This is a genomic window from Algoriphagus mannitolivorans DSM 15301 (genome assembly GCF_000429425.1).
In the GTDB taxonomy this organism is placed as follows: Bacteria; Bacteroidota; Bacteroidia; order Cytophagales; family Cyclobacteriaceae; genus Algoriphagus; species Algoriphagus mannitolivorans.
In genome coordinates this window covers 73,744-89,633 of record NZ_AUBV01000005.1, presented here as the reverse complement: position 1 = coordinate 89,633, position 15,890 = coordinate 73,744, and the positions used below count along the sequence as shown (strand labels likewise).

The 15,890-nt window shown below is 44.1% G+C and carries 16 protein-coding genes; 2 read left to right on the top strand and 14 right to left on the bottom strand.

The genetic code is table 11. The features are described from left to right. Window positions 1-24 precede the first annotated feature (24 nt). Window positions 25-510 (bottom strand): 2-amino-4-hydroxy-6-hydroxymethyldihydropteridine diphosphokinase, encoded by a 486-nt coding sequence (folK, locus tag G458_RS0105130; RefSeq protein WP_026950953.1) that lies wholly within the window; start codon window positions 508-510, stop codon window positions 25-27. Window positions 511-576: 66 nt separating this feature from the next. On the opposite strand from folK, the gene sppA reads away from it, so the two are divergent. Next, window positions 577-2,343 (top strand): signal peptide peptidase SppA, encoded by a 1,767-nt coding sequence (gene sppA / locus G458_RS0105125; protein WP_026950952.1) that lies wholly within the window; start codon window positions 577-579, stop codon window positions 2,341-2,343. Window positions 2,344-2,472: 129 nt separating this feature from the next. Here the strand turns inward: sppA and G458_RS0105120 are convergent, their stop codons facing one another. Then, window positions 2,473-3,366: a flavin reductase family protein gene (locus G458_RS0105120; protein WP_026950951.1), complete on the bottom strand. Its 894-nt coding sequence runs from the start codon at window positions 3,364-3,366 to the stop codon at window positions 2,473-2,475. Window positions 3,367-3,516: 150 nt separating this feature from the next. Between G458_RS0105120 and G458_RS0105110 the strand changes: the two genes are divergently transcribed. Next, the gene (locus G458_RS0105110) at window positions 3,517-4,365 is read left to right on the top strand and encodes an endonuclease/exonuclease/phosphatase family protein (protein WP_026950950.1); all 849 of its coding nucleotides are present in this window, start codon (window positions 3,517-3,519) and stop codon (window positions 4,363-4,365) included. Window positions 4,366-4,472: 107 nt separating this feature from the next. Here G458_RS0105110 and G458_RS0105105 read toward each other — a convergent pair whose 3' ends face one another. The 12 genes from G458_RS0105105 to G458_RS0105050 all read right to left on the bottom strand — a co-directional run bounded on the left by G458_RS0105105 (window position 4,473) and on the right by G458_RS0105050 (window position 15,877). Next, window positions 4,473-5,672, bottom strand: coding sequence for a phosphoglycerate kinase (locus G458_RS0105105; RefSeq protein WP_026950949.1), 1,200 nt, complete (start codon window positions 5,670-5,672; stop codon window positions 4,473-4,475). Window positions 5,673-5,853: 181 nt separating this feature from the next. Then, a complete protein-coding gene (locus tag G458_RS0105100; RefSeq protein ID WP_026950948.1) occupies window positions 5,854-6,810 on the bottom strand; it encodes an L-threonylcarbamoyladenylate synthase in 957 nt (318 codons plus the stop codon). A 1-nt stretch (window position 6,811) separates the two neighbouring features. Then, the gene (locus G458_RS0105095) at window positions 6,812-7,480 is read right to left on the bottom strand and encodes a tetratricopeptide repeat protein (RefSeq protein WP_051287077.1); all 669 of its coding nucleotides are present in this window, start codon (window positions 7,478-7,480) and stop codon (window positions 6,812-6,814) included. A 79-nt stretch (window positions 7,481-7,559) separates the two neighbouring features. Then, the gene (locus G458_RS0105090; RefSeq protein ID WP_026950946.1) at window positions 7,560-7,994 is read right to left on the bottom strand and encodes an acyl-CoA thioesterase; all 435 of its coding nucleotides are present in this window, start codon (window positions 7,992-7,994) and stop codon (window positions 7,560-7,562) included. Beyond that, window positions 7,994-8,545 carry an NUDIX hydrolase gene (locus tag G458_RS0105085; RefSeq protein WP_026950945.1) on the bottom strand — a complete coding sequence of 184 codons (552 nt, stop codon included), beginning with the start codon at window positions 8,543-8,545 and terminating at the stop codon, window positions 7,994-7,996. Before G458_RS0105085 ends, G458_RS0105090 begins: the two co-directional genes overlap by 1 nt. A gap of 1 nt (window position 8,546) precedes the next feature. After that, the gene (locus G458_RS0105080; RefSeq protein WP_026950944.1) at window positions 8,547-9,140 is read right to left on the bottom strand and encodes a hypothetical protein; all 594 of its coding nucleotides are present in this window, start codon (window positions 9,138-9,140) and stop codon (window positions 8,547-8,549) included. Further along, window positions 9,133-11,055 (bottom strand): RecQ family ATP-dependent DNA helicase, encoded by a 1,923-nt coding sequence (locus tag G458_RS0105075; protein ID WP_026950943.1) that lies wholly within the window; start codon window positions 11,053-11,055, stop codon window positions 9,133-9,135. Before G458_RS0105075 ends, G458_RS0105080 begins: the two co-directional genes overlap by 8 nt. Beyond that, window positions 11,056-11,835: an enoyl-CoA hydratase/isomerase family protein gene (locus G458_RS0105070; protein ID WP_026950942.1), complete on the bottom strand. Its 780-nt coding sequence runs from the start codon at window positions 11,833-11,835 to the stop codon at window positions 11,056-11,058. Between the two features lie 99 nt (window positions 11,836-11,934). Beyond that, window positions 11,935-13,788 (bottom strand): ComEC/Rec2 family competence protein, encoded by a 1,854-nt coding sequence (locus G458_RS21340; RefSeq protein ID WP_051287041.1) that lies wholly within the window; start codon window positions 13,786-13,788, stop codon window positions 11,935-11,937. Between the two features lie 85 nt (window positions 13,789-13,873). After that, window positions 13,874-14,452, bottom strand: coding sequence for a DUF3575 domain-containing protein (locus G458_RS0105060; protein ID WP_026950941.1), 579 nt, complete (start codon window positions 14,450-14,452; stop codon window positions 13,874-13,876). Window positions 14,453-14,484: 32 nt separating this feature from the next. Next, entirely contained in the window at window positions 14,485-14,919 is a 435-nt protein-coding gene (locus G458_RS0105055; protein WP_026950940.1) for a GNAT family N-acetyltransferase, read from the bottom strand. Further along, window positions 14,888-15,877 (bottom strand): PhoH family protein, encoded by a 990-nt coding sequence (locus tag G458_RS0105050; protein ID WP_026950939.1) that lies wholly within the window; start codon window positions 15,875-15,877, stop codon window positions 14,888-14,890. The genes G458_RS0105055 and G458_RS0105050 overlap by 32 nt, the downstream gene beginning before the upstream one ends. Window positions 15,878-15,890: the final 13 nt, after the last annotated feature.

Sequence of the window (15,890 nt, the reverse complement as noted above, 5' to 3'; positions counted from 1 at the left end):
CAAATCCCGCTCAAAAGGCGGGATTTATTTTTTGTACAAAACGACCAAACTATCGTCCTGGCATTCCTGAAGCATTTCCAAGCTTGTTTTGCCCGTGATGGGATTTTTGAAATCGGGAAGAATATCTGCCAAAGGTGCTAATACAAATCTTCGCTCCGCAATAAAAGGATGTGGGATCTTCAGATTTTGAGTGGAAATAATCTCATTTCCGAAATACAAAATATCAATATCCATGGTTCTGTTCCCCCAATGATCCTCTCTTTTCCTCCCGAGATCATGTTCAATTTGCTGAATAATCTCCAAGACATCCTGAGCCGAAAACTGGGTAGAAATCAACGCAACCTGATTCAAAAAATTTCCTTGTGCCACTCCTCCCCAGGCCTCACTTTCGTAAATTTTGGAAACTCGGATCAGCTGAAAATGATCATTCAATGCTTCAATAGCCCGAAAAAGCAACTTTTCCCGATCTCCTTGATTCCCTCCAAGGCATAAGACCACTTCATTCTGCATGCTCGATGTGCTATTTATTTTAATCCTAGCCCAAATTAGGTTATTTTCAAGGCAAAATATTCAACTATGAAATTTCTCGGTAATGTGCTGGCGGTCATTGTAGGCCTTTTCATCTTCAGCATTCTAAGTTTTCTGCTTTTTTTGGGGATTATCGGTATGATTGCCTCCTCATCTGAAAAGGAAGTCTCACTGAAAGAAAATTCCATTCTTCACCTCAAATTGAACGGAAGGATGTTGGTGGAAAGAACCACAGACGATGACTTTGATTTCAGCAGTCTTGGAAATCCTTTCGGTGAACAATTAACTGCCGGGTTGGTCAATCTGAAAAAAGCCATTGCGGAAGCCAAAACCAATGATAAAGTCAAAGGAATCTACCTCAATGCAGGTCTGATCATGGCAGGGCAGGCCAATCTCCTGGAACTTCGGGAGGCACTACTGGACTTCAAAGAATCTGGAAAATTCATTATTGCCTATGACGAAGCTTACGGTGAGGGAGGATATTTTCTGGCCTCTGTTGCGGATGAATTATATCTAAATCCTCTTGGTGGAATTGATTTCAACGGGTTTTCTTCAGAATCTATTTTCTTCAAAGGATTATTCGAGAAAGTCGGAATCAAACCGGAAGTCTTCCGAGTGGGTGAGTTCAAAAGTGCTGTGGAACCATTTATTTTGGACAAAATGAGTCCGGAAAATCGTCTTCAAACGCAGTATTTTCTGGAAGACATCAATACAGAAGCCATTACAAGAATTGCTGAAAGCAAAGGCATGAGCAAAGACAGCCTCATGAAAATCAATCAGGAGATGCTGGTCAGAAAGCCTAAAGATGCGGTCACTTATGGGCTGGCTACAGCTCTTAAGTACGAGGATGAAGTGCATGCCATTCTAAGAGAGAAACTAGGCCTTGGCGAGGATGAGGAAATCCCAACAATCAATGCGGCTGATTTGGGCTCCTTGACCAAAAGCAAAAATATCACTTCCAAAAACCGAATCGCTGTGATCTTAGCAGAAGGTGAAATCGTGGATGGAAATGTCAACGGAGTCATCAGCTCAGAAAAGTTTGCCAAGGAAATCAGAAAGGCCAGAAAAGACGAAAATATCAAAGCCATTGTTCTCAGGGTTAATTCTCCGGGAGGTTCTATCTTAGCTTCGGAAGTGATTTGGAGAGAAATGGCTGAAGCCAAAAAGGCCAAGCCTCTCTTCGTGTCCATGGGAGAGGTAGCCGCTTCTGGTGGCTATTATATTTCTGCTCCAGCGGACACCATTGTGGCCCAGCCCAATACCATTACCGGATCCATTGGGATTTTCGGTCTGTGGTTCAATGTAGAAGAATTGCTCAACGACAAGCTGGGCATCACCACGGATGTCGTTTCTACCGGTCAACTTTCCGACTTTATGAATCCTACCAGACCTTTGACTGAGGTGGAGCGAAATATCATTCAGTCCAGTGTGGAAGATGGCTATGAAACCTTCATTTCCAGAGTGGCTGAAGGCAGAGGCATGCACCCTGACTCAGTTCGAAAAATTGCCTCCGGGCGAGTTTGGACAGGAAATCAGGCCAAGGAAAGAGGCTTGGTAGATGTCTTGGGTGGATTAGAAACTACCATCGAAATCGCTGCTGCAAAAATTGGCGCCGGGGACGATTACCGTGTAGTCTATTATCCTGAGAAAAAACCTTGGTTTGAGGAATTCATGAGCAATTTCTCTGACAAGGTTCAGACGAAAGTCCTGGAAGCCAAGCTCGGAGAAAACTACAAAGTGATCCAAGACATCCAAAAACTCAAAAATTACCAAGGAGTACAGGTAAGAATGCCTCAGGAAATCAAAATCAAATAAATCAAAGCGATATCCGATTTATCCTAGTGTCTGCTTGAGCGGAGTCATGGACCATTCCCGAAGGAACAGGGCCGATTTCGACTCCGCTCAAGCTATTACACTAGCTTTTTTACCGGCAGAGGCTTTTGATTAAGGCTTTTGCAAAAGAATTTTCCAAGCCAAGTCAATATTCCCTTTTTCCAGTTCTTCCTTGGCCCAGCGATGGAGGTGATCGATCCAGGAGTCCTGATCATTTTGGAACCTGATTCTCATGTCCACGATTTCCCCGGTTTGGGAAAATGCACTGATTTCTTCCTCTGAGGGTAAAATCTCCACATTTCCCAGTCTCCCTAAATTGTTTCCGGTAAGCACGGGGCTATTTCTTATTTCCGAAGGAATCTGATCCACACCGATCCCCAGAGTGGTCAAAGGCTTAGGAATTTGAAAAAGAGACTCCGGAATGACCTTGGAATACCAGCTTCCTCCCAATCTTGCCACAGGTTCAAGTTTATGAGGATCCGCCATCCCGTTTTCGTCTAGAATTTTTTCATCTATATGCACCCGGATAATTTCACAAATCACCAGATTTCCCGCTCCGCCTTCTTCTCCGAGTGATTTAATTTCCAGGACCTTACACTCCAGCGCCACAGGAGCTTCCTTCACCCTCGGAGGAGCAACCAAGTCTGATTTCACGGCAGTCAAACCTGCCTTTTCGAACTCGTTAACTTCTTTGGGATATTCCGTACTGGCCAAAGACATTTGCTCTACCAAGTCATAGCCCACAATATGAACCACCACTTCGGGCACTTCCAGAACATTTTCTAAGGTATGCTTAGTGGATTTATCTCTTACTCTGCGGGATGGGGAAAATACCAACACAGGAGGATTGGCACTGAATAGGTTGAAAAAGCTGAACGGGCTAAGATTTACATTTCCAGCCTTATCCACCGTACTTGCAAATGCAATTGGTCGGGGAACAATCACACTCTGTAGGATAGCCTGAAGATTTGGGGTTGGTAGGTCTTTGGGGTAAAAGGTTTTCATCTGTTTAGTTCTATACGTACTTGATCCAGTGAAATGTCCATCAAATCATGTTTCCTCAATGGAAGTTTTTGGTCTTGACATTTCATTTGATCAAAATAGCATGCATTTTTAGAAACAATAAGCCTTTTTTCACCAATTAGTTCAGATTTTATGCGATTTCAGACCCTGAAAAAAATCTTCTTCGCCCTCCCATTAATTTTCACTCTATTCGGGAGTGGTTATTCCCAAAGCCATCGGTTTGCCACTTTCAATATCCGCTGGGACAATCCCAATGACTTGGGGAATCTTTGGAAAGACCGAGCTCCTCATGTGATCCGGCTTATCCAATTTCACCAAATCGGCCTCTTTGGCACTCAAGAAGGACTCACTCATCAAATAGAAGAAATGAGTAAAGGACTGGGGTACGAATACCTAGGTGTCGGCCGAGATGATGGAGCCAAAAAAGGGGAGTACACTGCTATCCTGTTTGATCCCAAATTATATCAACTGGAGGAATCCGGGACCTTTTGGCTCTCTCCCACCCCAGAAAAGCCCAGCAAAGGCTGGGACGCAGCTCTTAATCGAATTTGCTCTTGGGGAAGATTTAAAGATCTTTCAGGGAAACGATTTTATGTCTTCAACATCCACTACGACCACATCGGGCAGCAAGCCCGAGAAGAAAGTAGCAAACTAGTCGCGATAAAAATCAAAGAAATCAATTCCGAAAACCTTCCAGTCGTCTGGATGGGAGATTTTAATGTCACTCCAGACAATCCTGCTTACCTGACGATTGTTTCTGATTCACTCTGGAAAGATGCCCGCTTAGTTTCCAAAATACCTGCCTATGGACCTGCTGGAACTTTCACAGGATTTGATTGGGAAAAAATGCCCGAGGGAATTATCGATCATATTTTTGTGAAAGGAAATCTTAATGTCGTCCGACATGGAATTCTGACTGACAACTATGGTAAAAAGTACCCTTCAGATCATTTTCCGGTGATGATTGAGTTGAGCTTTTGAAATAAAAATTAAACTTTTCTAAAGTTTTGAACTTTGGAAAAGTAAAACGCTCAAAAAGAAAAGGCCAGCTATTAAGCCGGCCTTCATTTTTACAATCCTATTGAGTTTTATTCTGCCAAAGCAGCTACTCCAGGAAGTACTTTTCCCTCCATATGCTCCAGAAGGGCGCCACCTCCAGTAGAGACATAGGAAACCTGGTCTGTATAGCCAAACTTGTTGACGGCAGCTGCAGAGTCACCTCCACCGATCAGTGAGAATGCACCCTTTCGAGTAGCTTCTGCCACATATTCAGCAATTGCTTTGGTTCCTTTGTCAAAGGACTCCATTTCAAAAACGCCCATTGGACCATTCCATAGGATAGTTTTGGATTCCAAAATCACTTTGCCGAATAGTTCTCGTGTTTTAGGCCCGATGTCCAATCCCATCCAGTTGTCTGGAATCTCTCCACTGTTGGCCATACCCTGCTCAGCTTCATTGGAAAATTTATCGGCGATCACCGTATCTACCGGCAGCACCAGATTTACGCCCTTGGCTTTGGCTATTGCCATCAATTCCAAAACGAAATCAAGTTTGTCTTCTTCCAACAAAGAGGTTCCAATAGAGCCTCCTTGAGCTTTTGCAAAAGTGTAGGACATTCCTCCACCGATAATCAGGTTGTCAACCTTTTCCAGCAATCGCTCAATAATCAGAATTTTATCGGCAATCTTAGCTCCACCCATGATCGCAGTATAAGGTCTTTCCGGATTTCCCAAGACTTTATCCGCATTGGTCAATTCGGATTCCATCAGGTATCCTGCCACTTTTTGAGAAAAATTCTCAGCAATCACAGCCGTAGAAGCATGCGCTCTGTGGGCTGTTCCAAAGGCATCATTTACATAAACATCCCCAAGCTTGGCCAATTTGGCTGCAAATTCTTTGTCACCTTTTTCCTCTTCTTTGTAAAAACGGAGATTTTCAAGCAATAACACCTCACCCGCACCGAGTCCAGCTGCCAATTCAGCCGCTTCTGAACCGATACAGTCTACGGCGAATTTGATTTTCTGACCCAAAGCAGCTTCCACTGCCGAGATGATATGTTTCAAGGAATATTTATCCTCGGGACCACCTTTTGGCCGGCCCAAGTGGGACATCAAAATAGCAGAACCTCCATCCTTTAGGATTTTCTTGATCGTAGGGACAGCCGCTTGGATTCTGGTGTCGTCCGTTACCTCTAAGTTTTCTCCTAGAGGAACATTAAAATCTACCCGAATCAGGGCCTTTTTACCTGAAAAATTCAGGCTATCCACGTTTTTTACATTCAAACTCATGGTTTTAGTCTAATAGATTTATGATTGGTTTTTAAAAGCGAGCCTCAAGTTAAGGCAATTTCAGCCAAAAGGGAACGGAAAAGTTCAAAGTTTAAAATCCCTTACTTATTGTTTAAAGTGCGAAAGGCTTGTCTTAAATCTCCTGCGATGAAACTTCCGATTGCATCTTCTTTACCCCGATTTACTTTGCGGCCGCGCGTTTTAGCCGGTCGTTTATCGCCCTCCCTAGGCCTTCTTCAGGCATCAATTCGGCGAGAATAAGTTCAGCATCGCTTTCATCTAGGGTTCGCATTGCTGCAAACAAATTCTTTGCGGCCTCGTGGAGATTTTTCTCAGGACTTAGTGCAATTTGATTTTTTACCTCCGGAAAATGTTCAGAAAAGCTCAAAACCCCGAAGTCCTCTCCCTTTTCGATTTTGTCGGCAATCAAGTCCTTGAGATTTCCCAAGACAAAAGGCTTCCGGGGAGCATAATGGCTTTCCAATTGTCCGGGAGCCGCTGGATTGCTGGAACTGTAGTCTTTGACTTTGACCGGCCCAAGCAATTTTTCCACTTCCTGAATATCCAATCCCCCTAGGCGATAAATGACTATTTCCTCGTTTTCCATCCCCACTATCGTACTTTCCAACCCCACTTCACAGGAACCTCCATCCAAAATATACGGAATCTGACTTCCCAACTGGGCATTCACATGGGAGGCTTGAGTAGGACTGATATAGCCAAAAGGATTTGCACTCGGGGCGGCAAGGGGAAATTCCAAGCTCTCCAAAAGCGCCAAGGTCAGCGGATGATTAGGAACGCGAACTGCTACTCTTTCCAAACCTGAGGTTACTAAATCCGGGACTATGGCTTTTCTTGGTAACAATAATGTCAAGGGCCCAGGCCAAAACTGATTGGCCAGCTTGGCCAAAGGTGCGGGGATTTCTTTCGCAAATTGCCCAACCCGTTTCAGAGAGGAGGTGTGAAGAATCAGCGGATCGAAACTCGGTCTGTTTTTGGTCTCAAAAATCAAAGCCACCGCTTCCGGATCGAGAGCATTTCCGGCAAGTCCATAGACCGTTTCTGTGGGTATTCCCACGAGCTGCCCATGTTCCAAAAAGGCTTTTGCCTGTTGAATATCTTTGCCGATTTGCGCCATTTTAGTTTTCGCAGAAGTCTTTGATCCAGGTTTCGGCTTGAGAATAACCAAGAGAAAGCGCCATTTTTAGATCAGCACAACCCTCATTTTTTTGTCCCAAGGCACTCATTCGGGTAATCCCCAGCAAGTAATAAGCCTCTGCATTATTGGGATCCAGATTGACGGTGTTGGTCAGGGACTCCATGCCGTGTAAGGGGTCATTCATTCCCAATTCAGCCTTGGCTTTGCGAAACTGGGCTTCGGCCTGATTTGGATTGGATTGAAGAACAGTCTGAAAGTCTAGAAGCGCGTCTTCATACTCTTCCATATTCAAAAGAGCGGTACCCCGGTTAAAATAAATGTCAGTTTGGGAAGGATCTAAGGCCGAAGCAATGTTGAAATCTGCCAAAGCAGCTTTGTAGTTTTCCTCTTCCATTTTGGCATTTCCCCGATTAAACCAAGGTTTATAGCTGGTAGAATCGGCCTGAATGGCCATGTCGAAAACTGTAATCGCCTCATTGATTTTACCCTGTTGAAAAAGCGCCACACCTTTAGCGTTCAAGGCGGTGGGATTGGAGGGGTATTTTTCCAGCAATTGGTCAAAAATTTTGACAGCCTGAGGCCAGGCCTGTGCATCCATTTGTTCAATTCCTGCTTGAAGCAATTCCTCCTCGCTGGGAGCACATGACATGAGGCTTACGAATAGCAAGCCAAGAATCCAAAGATTTCTCACTAGGGTAATTTTTTCGGCAAAGATAGGGAATTGTGAATTAGGAGGCGGCTAACTTTTCCCGATACTCCTCTGGTACTGGGACCGGCTTCATCGACCGCATGTCTACTGAGACCATGATGCAGGTGCATTTTGCAAAAATCAGACTTTCGCCTGTTTCGCTTTTCCCAAGGAGAATTTGTTCCAAATGAAAGGAGGTATTGCCGATTTTAGAGCATCTCACCAAAGCCTCGACTTGATCCGTCAAGTGAATGGGACGGAGGTAATCAATTTCGATCCTGCCCACAACAGTGCCCACTTTCATGATGTCCCATTTGCAGACCTTATAAAGATAAACCGCCCGGGCGTGCTCAAAATAGTTGAAATAAACTCCATTATTCACATGGAGGTATCCATCGATATCGGAGAATCGAAGCTGTATAGGTGTGGAAAACTGAAAATCTTCTTTCAGTTTTTCGGGGTCTAGTGCTTGCATTAAAGCAAAATTTCGGATTTACTGGTTTTCTCCAGCATGCGGAGAATGGAAGGATTATAGCCAATCATGTCCTCCACAGAATCAAAAGCAATCCAAGCCAAAGAAATGCTCTCATTGCTGATTTGAAGGGGTTCTTGAATATCTGCCTCCAGCAGGTAGCGAACATCATAATGAAAATGCTCCGGCACATGGGGGCGCTCCGGAATGATGTGCTTATCAATATCGAATATGGTCGAATCTACCAATTTGAGGGTTTGAAGACCACTTTCCTCCCGGGCTTCTGTCAGGGCTACCTCAAGGAGGTTTTCATTCCCATCGGCATGTCCGCCTAATTGAAGCCATCTGCCCAGCTTGCGGTGAAGGGTCAAAAGCGTGTGGGTTCGCTTCCTATTTACTATCCAAGCGGAAGCCGTGAAATGACCTTCCAGCCTTTCTCTTTTGTAAGCCAACTCATCTTCCGTCAATTCGATGAAATCCGGGATGAAATCAGCCTCCTCTTCGTAAGGAGTTCGGTAAACTTGTAGTTGGTTTTTTAGTGTAGATCTGTTCATGCTAATTTGTTTCAAACAACCTATCCATGAGGTCATCAAAGGATCCGGCGTTTTGATACAGACGATCGGAATATACCGTCGCCAGAAGTTTAATATAGCTGGGTTGATTGTTAACTGAAATTTTCTCCAAAGAAATATTCCCAAATAGCTGGGAAATTAAACTTCCTTCCTCCAAAGCCTGCAAAGGTGGCTTGAAATAAAACTTCTCTGTAAGCCTAACCTGATCGTTGATTTCTTCGAATTTTCGATCCAAACTCACCTGACGATAACCCAAAGCTAAAATTCGCCGGCTGAATGCCAAGAAAAGATTCAAAAAAGATTTGGCATCCAAAGGTGGATCATAGCTGAGTGCAAAACCATTTGCATAAGGAGAACTAAAAACATGAACTTCCGGAAGCTCAAGAATTTGGGTTCGCTTCAAATGGTAATTTCGGTAAACAACAGCTAACAATTCCTGTCCTTCTGGGGATTCCGCCCACATTTCAGCTTCTTGCCAATCCTCTTCTTTGTAGGTGTAATTCTCCTTGAAATTTACTTCAGGCTTAGTCTCACTTTTGAAGACTTTTTTGAACAAATCATCGAGAAAATTACCCATTGGAGATAAGTTTAAGGTGTCCGGAATTGTCTAACTGCACTTGCCCTTGGTCGACCAGTTGTCTCAGAAGTGCCAGGTTTTTAGAAGAAGCAGGCTTTCGGATTCGGTCAAACAATTCCTTTTCTGTTAACTCATCCCCTTGGGCTAAAGTTTCCAAGATTAATTTCTTCAGCTTGTCCTCAGTAGCCACAGGCTGCTTGGATTTTTTATTTTCAAGACAAATATCGCAGACTCCACACTCCCGGTCCGTACTCTCCCCGAAGTATTCCTGGATAAACTGCGTCCTGCAAATCCTGCTCTGAGTGGCATATTCTACCATCGATTTTGCCTTGGACTCGGTGAGTGCCTTTCTTTCCGCAATTCGCTTGAAATTGAGCGGTAGCTTTCCTGCATCGTATCGCTGTGTCAGAAAAGTCAGTTGCGGAGTATCCTTTCGGGCATCGTAGTCTGCCACCTCCAACTTGACAAGCTGGTTTAGGGCCTGAATGAATTCCCGCTCAGGAATCCCCAAACTTTTGGCAAGCTTTCCTTCCTGAATTTTGAGATATTCCGAAAAAAGATTCCCGCCATAGGTTCGCAACAGGATTTTGATGACTGGATCCAGCTTAGCGTATTTGATTTGAATTTCATACAAATGACTCGGGTCCACTCGAAAATGGAATCTGGATGGAGCAAAAAAACTTTCATTCAGCTCCAAAAATCCCTCCTCCTCCAGAACTTTCATAGCATAAAAAGTCTCCAAAACCGGAAGACTGTAGGTGTCTCCAAAGTTTGAAATATCAAAATCAAAGCTGCTGAGCATATTCGTCCCTACCGCCAACTGATAATAATTAGCCAGGCACTGATACACCTTTTTGAGAAAGTCAGTGGGTGGATACACCAGCTCCGCCCTATTCAACACCTGCTCAAAATCCTGTTCATTGCAGATCAGGACAGCAAAAGCCTTTTGCCCGTCTCTTCCAGCCCGACCGGCTTCTTGGTAATAATTCTCCAAGTTTTCTGGCAAGTCACTATGGATTACCACCCGGACATCCGGTTTGTCTATTCCCATTCCAAATGCATTGGTGCTGACCATCACACGCACTTGATTGGATTTCCAAGCATCTTGCCTACTGGATCTTTCCTCTGCCGAAAGTCCCGCGTGATAAGGCGCTGCAGAGATCCCCATTTGCACTAAGGATTTTGAAATATGGTGAGTGGCTTGACGATTTCGGACATACCATATGGCTGTTCCGGGAATCCTTCGAAGTACTTCCACTCCCTTTTCGAGTTTGTTCTCCACCTTTCTCACGCTAAAACTCAGATTCTCCCTTGCAAAACTCTGCTGGAATACCTGAGGGGACTTCATTTCAAGTTTTTCCGAGATATCCTCAGTTACTTTAGGGGTAGCCGTGGCAGTCAAAGCCAGCACATTTACTTTTGAATGAAATGCCCTGATCTGTGCAATTTCTAAATAGGCCGGACGAAAATCATAGCCCCATTGGGAAATACAATGAGCTTCATCCACGGCGATTAGGTTGACTTTCATCTGCCGAAAACGCTCAATAAAAAGTTCAGTTTTTAACCGCTCTGGAGACACATACAAAAACTTAAAATCCCCATAAATACAATTGTCCAGCGTAGTATCTATTTCCCGGTGGCTCATTCCGGAAAAAATCGCAGCGGCCTTCACTCCTCGGGATCTAAGCTGATCTACCTGGTCTTTCATCAAGGCGATCAAAGGTGAAATCACCAAACAGATCCCCTCTTTGGCCAATCCGGGAATCTGATAACACAAACTTTTCCCTCCGCCGGTAGGCAAAAGAGCAAGCGTATTGTTCCCTGCCATGACTGAATCGATGACCTTTTTTTGGATAGGACGAAAATCATCAAACCCAAAAACCTGCTTCAGAATTTCCCTGAGCCTGTTTTCCATTTACCAGGCTGGTTTGGTCTTGGATAAAAATGCGGCAATTCCCCGCTGGCAATCTTCATGAGCCCTTGCCTTCGCGTTGAGTTGAGCTGCCAAATCCAGTGAACGATCCCGTTCGGCCTTTCCAATGGACCGAAGAAGCTTTTTGGTTTCCTGCATTGAAAACGCAGAATTGTTATGCACCAGCAATTGGGAGAATTCCATAACCGCGCTTTGAATGTGATCTTTCTCTTTCACCTCAGTAAGCAATTTGTATTGAAAAGCCTTCTCGGCTGAAAAAACCTCCCCGGAAAGCAATAGTTCTCCAGCTTTTCCTGTCCCGATTTTTTCCTGAAGAAAGACTGAAACCAAAGCGGGAATAAAGCCGATTTTCACTTCGGTATAGCCAAAAAGTGCCTCCGGAACTGCAAATGTAAAATCACAAACAGTCATTAAACCACAACCTCCTGCAAGGGCATGTCCTTCAACTTGGGCTATCACTACCTTTGGATATTCGTAAATCTGCTGAAAAAGAGCTCTCAAGTTTTGACTGTCCTGAAGATTTTCCTCATAGGAAAAATTTTGAAGCTGCTGGATATAATCCAAATCAGCCCCGGCGCAGAAGGCTTTTCCTTCAGCACGAAGCACAATTACTTTAGCCTCCTCCTTGGTCTCCAATTCGGAAAAAGCCCTTCCCAACTCCCTGACCATATTAGGGTTTAGCGCATTTCTTTTTTCGGGCCTGTTTAAAGTAATAAAGCCCACTCGGTCAATTATTTGGGTTTGTATGATAGATTCTTGCATCAGAAACGGGTTTTCGATAGAGTAAATTAGATCATCAAGGTAGGATCGCCAAACCTCCTCTCACAAATCTGAATAAATTAAGTCAGCAAAAAGCTGGGATCAGTTTCCAAATTTTCGAATCTGAAAATTGCTTTCGGAGTCTAGTAGAATTTCTTTTTGCTGTAAAGAATAAGAAAAGCCCAAACCGGGAAAACAAACCCCTGTTTCAGTTGAAATACCCCGGAGGATTTCAGGCATTTTGGGAATTCCCTGCTGGATCCGAAGAGGGTCAAGGGAAAAGCTGATTTGTTCCGGTGGAAAATCCTGATTCCAAACCAAGTAATGAGACCCAACCTGAGATTGAATCAATGTCTTGCCCCCTTTTGAAAAAATCAGGATTTCATCCTTTGGCTTTGAAATTTCCCAAACCAACGCTTCCAGCCTCCAGAGTCCCAAAAGAATCGCCGCAAAATACATCAACCTTCTCCGATTTCCCCATTCCCAATTTCCCCAGATCAACAACATCCCCCATACAGAAACCATAGCAAATAGGGAAATGGTGAGTCTTTCCTGTACCCCTCCCGGCAGGTTTTGAAAAAAGGAGTTCACTGAATTCTGGGATAAAATCCAATGGTCCAAAACATACCCCAAGCCAGTTCCTACACCCGGAATCCAACTTAGGCTCAACAAACCCAATCCCAAAATCATGGCGACAAAGGCCATCGGAATGATTACCAAATTGACCAAAAGGAAGTAAGTGGGGAAAATATGAAAATAATATAACGTCAAAGGGAAAGTAGCCAGTTGGGCTGCCAAACTTACTGCTGCCAGCTGCCAGAAATATTCCAATACTCGACTTTGCGGCTCCCACCATCGGACGATTAGCGGTTGCAATCCTACAATTCCCGCTACTGCCGTATAGGAAAGCTGAAAACCAACTTCATACATCACCTCTGGATTAATGGCAATCATGACCAAAGCCGAAAAAGCCAAGATATTCCAAATTGAAGGCTTTCTTTCCCGCATTTGCCCCAAAGAAAACAAAGTGAACATAAACGAAGCTCGGATTACAGAAGGGGAAAATCCTGTCAGCAAGGCATAAATCCAGATCAACAAAATCACCCCCAAGAGATTGCCTTTTCTGATTCTGGACTTGGTCTTTACCCGCTTGAGCGGAAACAGCAAAATGGCATAAATTATACCTACATGAAGTCCGGAAACCGCCAAAATATGCATCGTCCCGGTTTCGGAATAAGCCCTTCTCACCTCCCGGTCCAAAGCTTCTTTTTCTCCCAATAAAAGCGCTGATGCTATTTGCCTGGACTCAGGAATTTCCATAAACTTTTCCAAAACCTGACTCAGCGATTTCCTGAGATTCAAAATCCAAAACTCCATGGAATTGTATGCTTCTATTCCCAGAATAGTCGGTCCTTTCCGGACAAACTGCCGGTAATGAACTCCCTTTCTGGCCAGAAAAGCCCGGTAGTCAAATTCACCCGGAAAAGTGGGAGGATCAATTTGCTCTGGACTTTGGCCCACAAACAAAAGTTGGCCGGGCTTGAGCTCAGCCTGATGGTACAGAATTACCTTGTTTGATGCCCTATTCCAGCCCAAGCTGTCTCGATAGGCGATGACTTCCAGAAGATTTTCCCGGGAATTAGGCTTTGGAATATCATACCGTAATGCCTTTGCGAAGTACCCTTTGGATTCTTGTAAGCGGTGTGGAGTCCTTTTGACTTCTTCCTGGAATGAGGAAATCCAAAATCCCAAAATCACCAAAATCAGATAAGCCAGCGAAGATTGAAGAAAAGTAGAGCCCTTACTTTTTAGGAAAAGCAAAAGCCAATATGCTCCCCAAAGAACCCCCAAAATAAGTAGCCCAATAGACCAGGATATATGGAAATAGGAATTTGATAATATCCCCAGGATGAAAAACGGCAAATACCTTAAAAATGGAAAATCAGAGAACCTCATGACTGAAAAAAATTAAACCTTAAGGTAAAAAGATTTGGGCAAAAAAAAGAGCCTCGAAAGGCTCTAGAATTAGGAAGGAATAGATTTAAAACCTGTAACCCAGGCTGAATCCTCCATTAAGTTCAATTTCAGAGAATCTCTGATTTACCTGCTCGCTAAATCCTCTTGCAATGCTAACATAGGGTCCAAAAGCAAAATGCTCAGAAACCTCCCACTTGTACCCGAATCCGGCACCAAGAATAAAGGCCGTCATATCTGTGGTCTTGATCGCTCCGTTGACGACTTCCTCAAAATCTCCTACCCTGAATTTCAATAATGGGAAAACATGATACCTGCCATTCAGATTATTTCCAAAGTAGAAATGCATTGCGGCCTGGACTGAATTGGTTTTGTACTTTTTCCCACTACTCTCACTATTGTATCCAAATCGATCATTAAAAAGCCCCTGGATCTCTATGGAATGGCTTTCGCTTAGAAATTTTTCATATCCCACTTCGAAAGAGCCCTGCATGATGAGGTTTAGAAAGTTGATTTTAACCTCATTGTCAAAAGAACTGATATAGGGATTGCTTGTATTCCCGGAGGAAGAAGAAATCACCTGCTGGCCAAAAGACATTAAAGAAATGGCACAAATCGAGGATAGGGTTAAGATTATTTTTTTCATAGGTAATTCATTTAATACTGATAGGTCAAGGATTAAGCCAATTCCATTTTGAAATGCTTGATATTACATTCTTCGAACATTTCTCCGACTTTTTCGAAGCCGAATTTTGAATAGAGGGGCACAGCATCCAGTTGTGCATGAAGGTATTTCGTTTTCCCTTTTGACTCAGGAACCGAAGAAATATCCTCAAGAACCGCTTTTACCAAAGCCTGCCCGACACCCTTTCCACGGGCTTCTTTCAAGACTGCAAAACGCTCCAATTTGATTCCTTTATCGGTGAATCTCCAACGGGCTGTTCCAACAGCTTTTCCATTCAATTTGGCCAGAAAATGGAAAGAGCTTTCCTCAAACCCATCATACTCATCTCTGGAATCTACTCCTTGTTCTACGACAAACACAGTCTCACGGATTTTGAAGGCCTTTTGAAGGGACTCCTTATCCGTTATTTTTTCTGCTGTTGGCGTCATTTCTATTTTGATCTTTTTCCTGCTCGGTTTTTTCGTAGGCTTCGATGATGGCCTTGACCAATTTGTGCCGGATTACATCTCTACCACTCAAGCTGACGATCCCAATCCCTTTCACGTCCTTAAGGATTCTCAGAGCTTCTGACAAGCCGGACTTTTGTCTCACCGGCAAATCGACCTGAGTTTGGTCTCCTGTGATGATCACTTTGGAATTAGGGCCCATTCGGGTCAAAAACATCTTGATCTGCTCACTTGTCGTATTTTGGGCTTCGTCGAGCAGCACATAGGCATCATGCAGGGTTCTGCCACGCATATACGCCAAAGGTGCAATTTCGATAACTCGGGTTTCTTGATAATACTTGAGCTTTTCTGGCGGAACCATATCAGCCAAGGCATCATAGATTGGCCTTAGGTATGGATCGAGTTTTTCCTGAAGATCTCCAGGCAAAAACCCCAGGTTTTCTCCGGCCTCCACAGCTGGTCTGGTGATGATGATCCGCTTTACTTCACGGTTTTTCAGTGCTCGTACTGCCAAGGCAACTGCGATGTAAGTCTTTCCTGTACCTGCGGGACCTAGGGCAAAAACCAAATCATTCTTCATGGCTGCCTCCACCAATTTGCGCTGGTTGGGAGACTTGGGCTTGATCACCAGACCCTTGTTGCCAAAAACGATGACCTGATCCCTGCTGGCTTCTTCGAAAGGAATTCCCTCAATGTCCAGGTAGTCTTTGACATTTTCAGGCGTCAAATGGCCAAATCGGTCAAAGTGCTCCAGAAGGAGATTAATGAGATCGTTGATTCGGAGAATCTCGGGTGCACCGCCCTGAATCCGGATTTCGTTTCCCCGGGAGACAATTTTGCTCTGAGGAAAAGCCTGCGCAATCTGCCGTATATTTTCATTGGCTGTTCCTAAAAACTCAGCCAAGGGGACATTTTCTAAGGTGATGATTTTTTCGACCAAACTTATTTTTTGA

What these genes read in the sequence shown, in the direction of transcription:
- folK (WP_026950953.1), bottom strand. Translation starts at nt 510, where the DNA reads ATGCAGAATGAAGTGGTCTTATGCCTTGGAGGGAATCAAGGAGATCGG.
- sppA (WP_026950952.1), top strand. Translation starts at nt 577, where the DNA reads ATGAAATTTCTCGGTAATGTGCTGGCGGTCATTGTAGGCCTTTTCATC.
- G458_RS0105120 (WP_026950951.1), bottom strand. Translation starts at nt 3,366, where the DNA reads ATGAAAACCTTTTACCCCAAAGACCTACCAACCCCAAATCTTCAGGCT.
- G458_RS0105110 (WP_026950950.1), top strand. Translation starts at nt 3,517, where the DNA reads ATGCGATTTCAGACCCTGAAAAAAATCTTCTTCGCCCTCCCATTAATT.
- G458_RS0105105 (WP_026950949.1), bottom strand. Translation starts at nt 5,672, where the DNA reads ATGAGTTTGAATGTAAAAAACGTGGATAGCCTGAATTTTTCAGGTAAA.
- G458_RS0105100 (WP_026950948.1), bottom strand. Translation starts at nt 6,810, where the DNA reads ATGGCGCAAATCGGCAAAGATATTCAACAGGCAAAAGCCTTTTTGGAA.
- G458_RS0105095 (WP_051287077.1), bottom strand. Translation starts at nt 7,480, where the DNA reads ATGTCATGTGCTCCCAGCGAGGAGGAATTGCTTCAAGCAGGAATTGAA.
- G458_RS0105090 (WP_026950946.1), bottom strand. Translation starts at nt 7,994, where the DNA reads ATGCAAGCACTAGACCCCGAAAAACTGAAAGAAGATTTTCAGTTTTCC.
- G458_RS0105085 (WP_026950945.1), bottom strand. Translation starts at nt 8,545, where the DNA reads ATGAACAGATCTACACTAAAAAACCAACTACAAGTTTACCGAACTCCT.
- G458_RS0105080 (WP_026950944.1), bottom strand. Translation starts at nt 9,140, where the DNA reads ATGGGTAATTTTCTCGATGATTTGTTCAAAAAAGTCTTCAAAAGTGAG.
- G458_RS0105075 (WP_026950943.1), bottom strand. Translation starts at nt 11,055, where the DNA reads ATGGAAAACAGGCTCAGGGAAATTCTGAAGCAGGTTTTTGGGTTTGAT.
- G458_RS0105070 (WP_026950942.1), bottom strand. Translation starts at nt 11,835, where the DNA reads ATGCAAGAATCTATCATACAAACCCAAATAATTGACCGAGTGGGCTTT.
- G458_RS21340 (WP_051287041.1), bottom strand. Translation starts at nt 13,788, where the DNA reads ATGAGGTTCTCTGATTTTCCATTTTTAAGGTATTTGCCGTTTTTCATC.
- G458_RS0105060 (WP_026950941.1), bottom strand. Translation starts at nt 14,452, where the DNA reads ATGAAAAAAATAATCTTAACCCTATCCTCGATTTGTGCCATTTCTTTA.
- G458_RS0105055 (WP_026950940.1), bottom strand. Translation starts at nt 14,919, where the DNA reads ATGACGCCAACAGCAGAAAAAATAACGGATAAGGAGTCCCTTCAAAAG.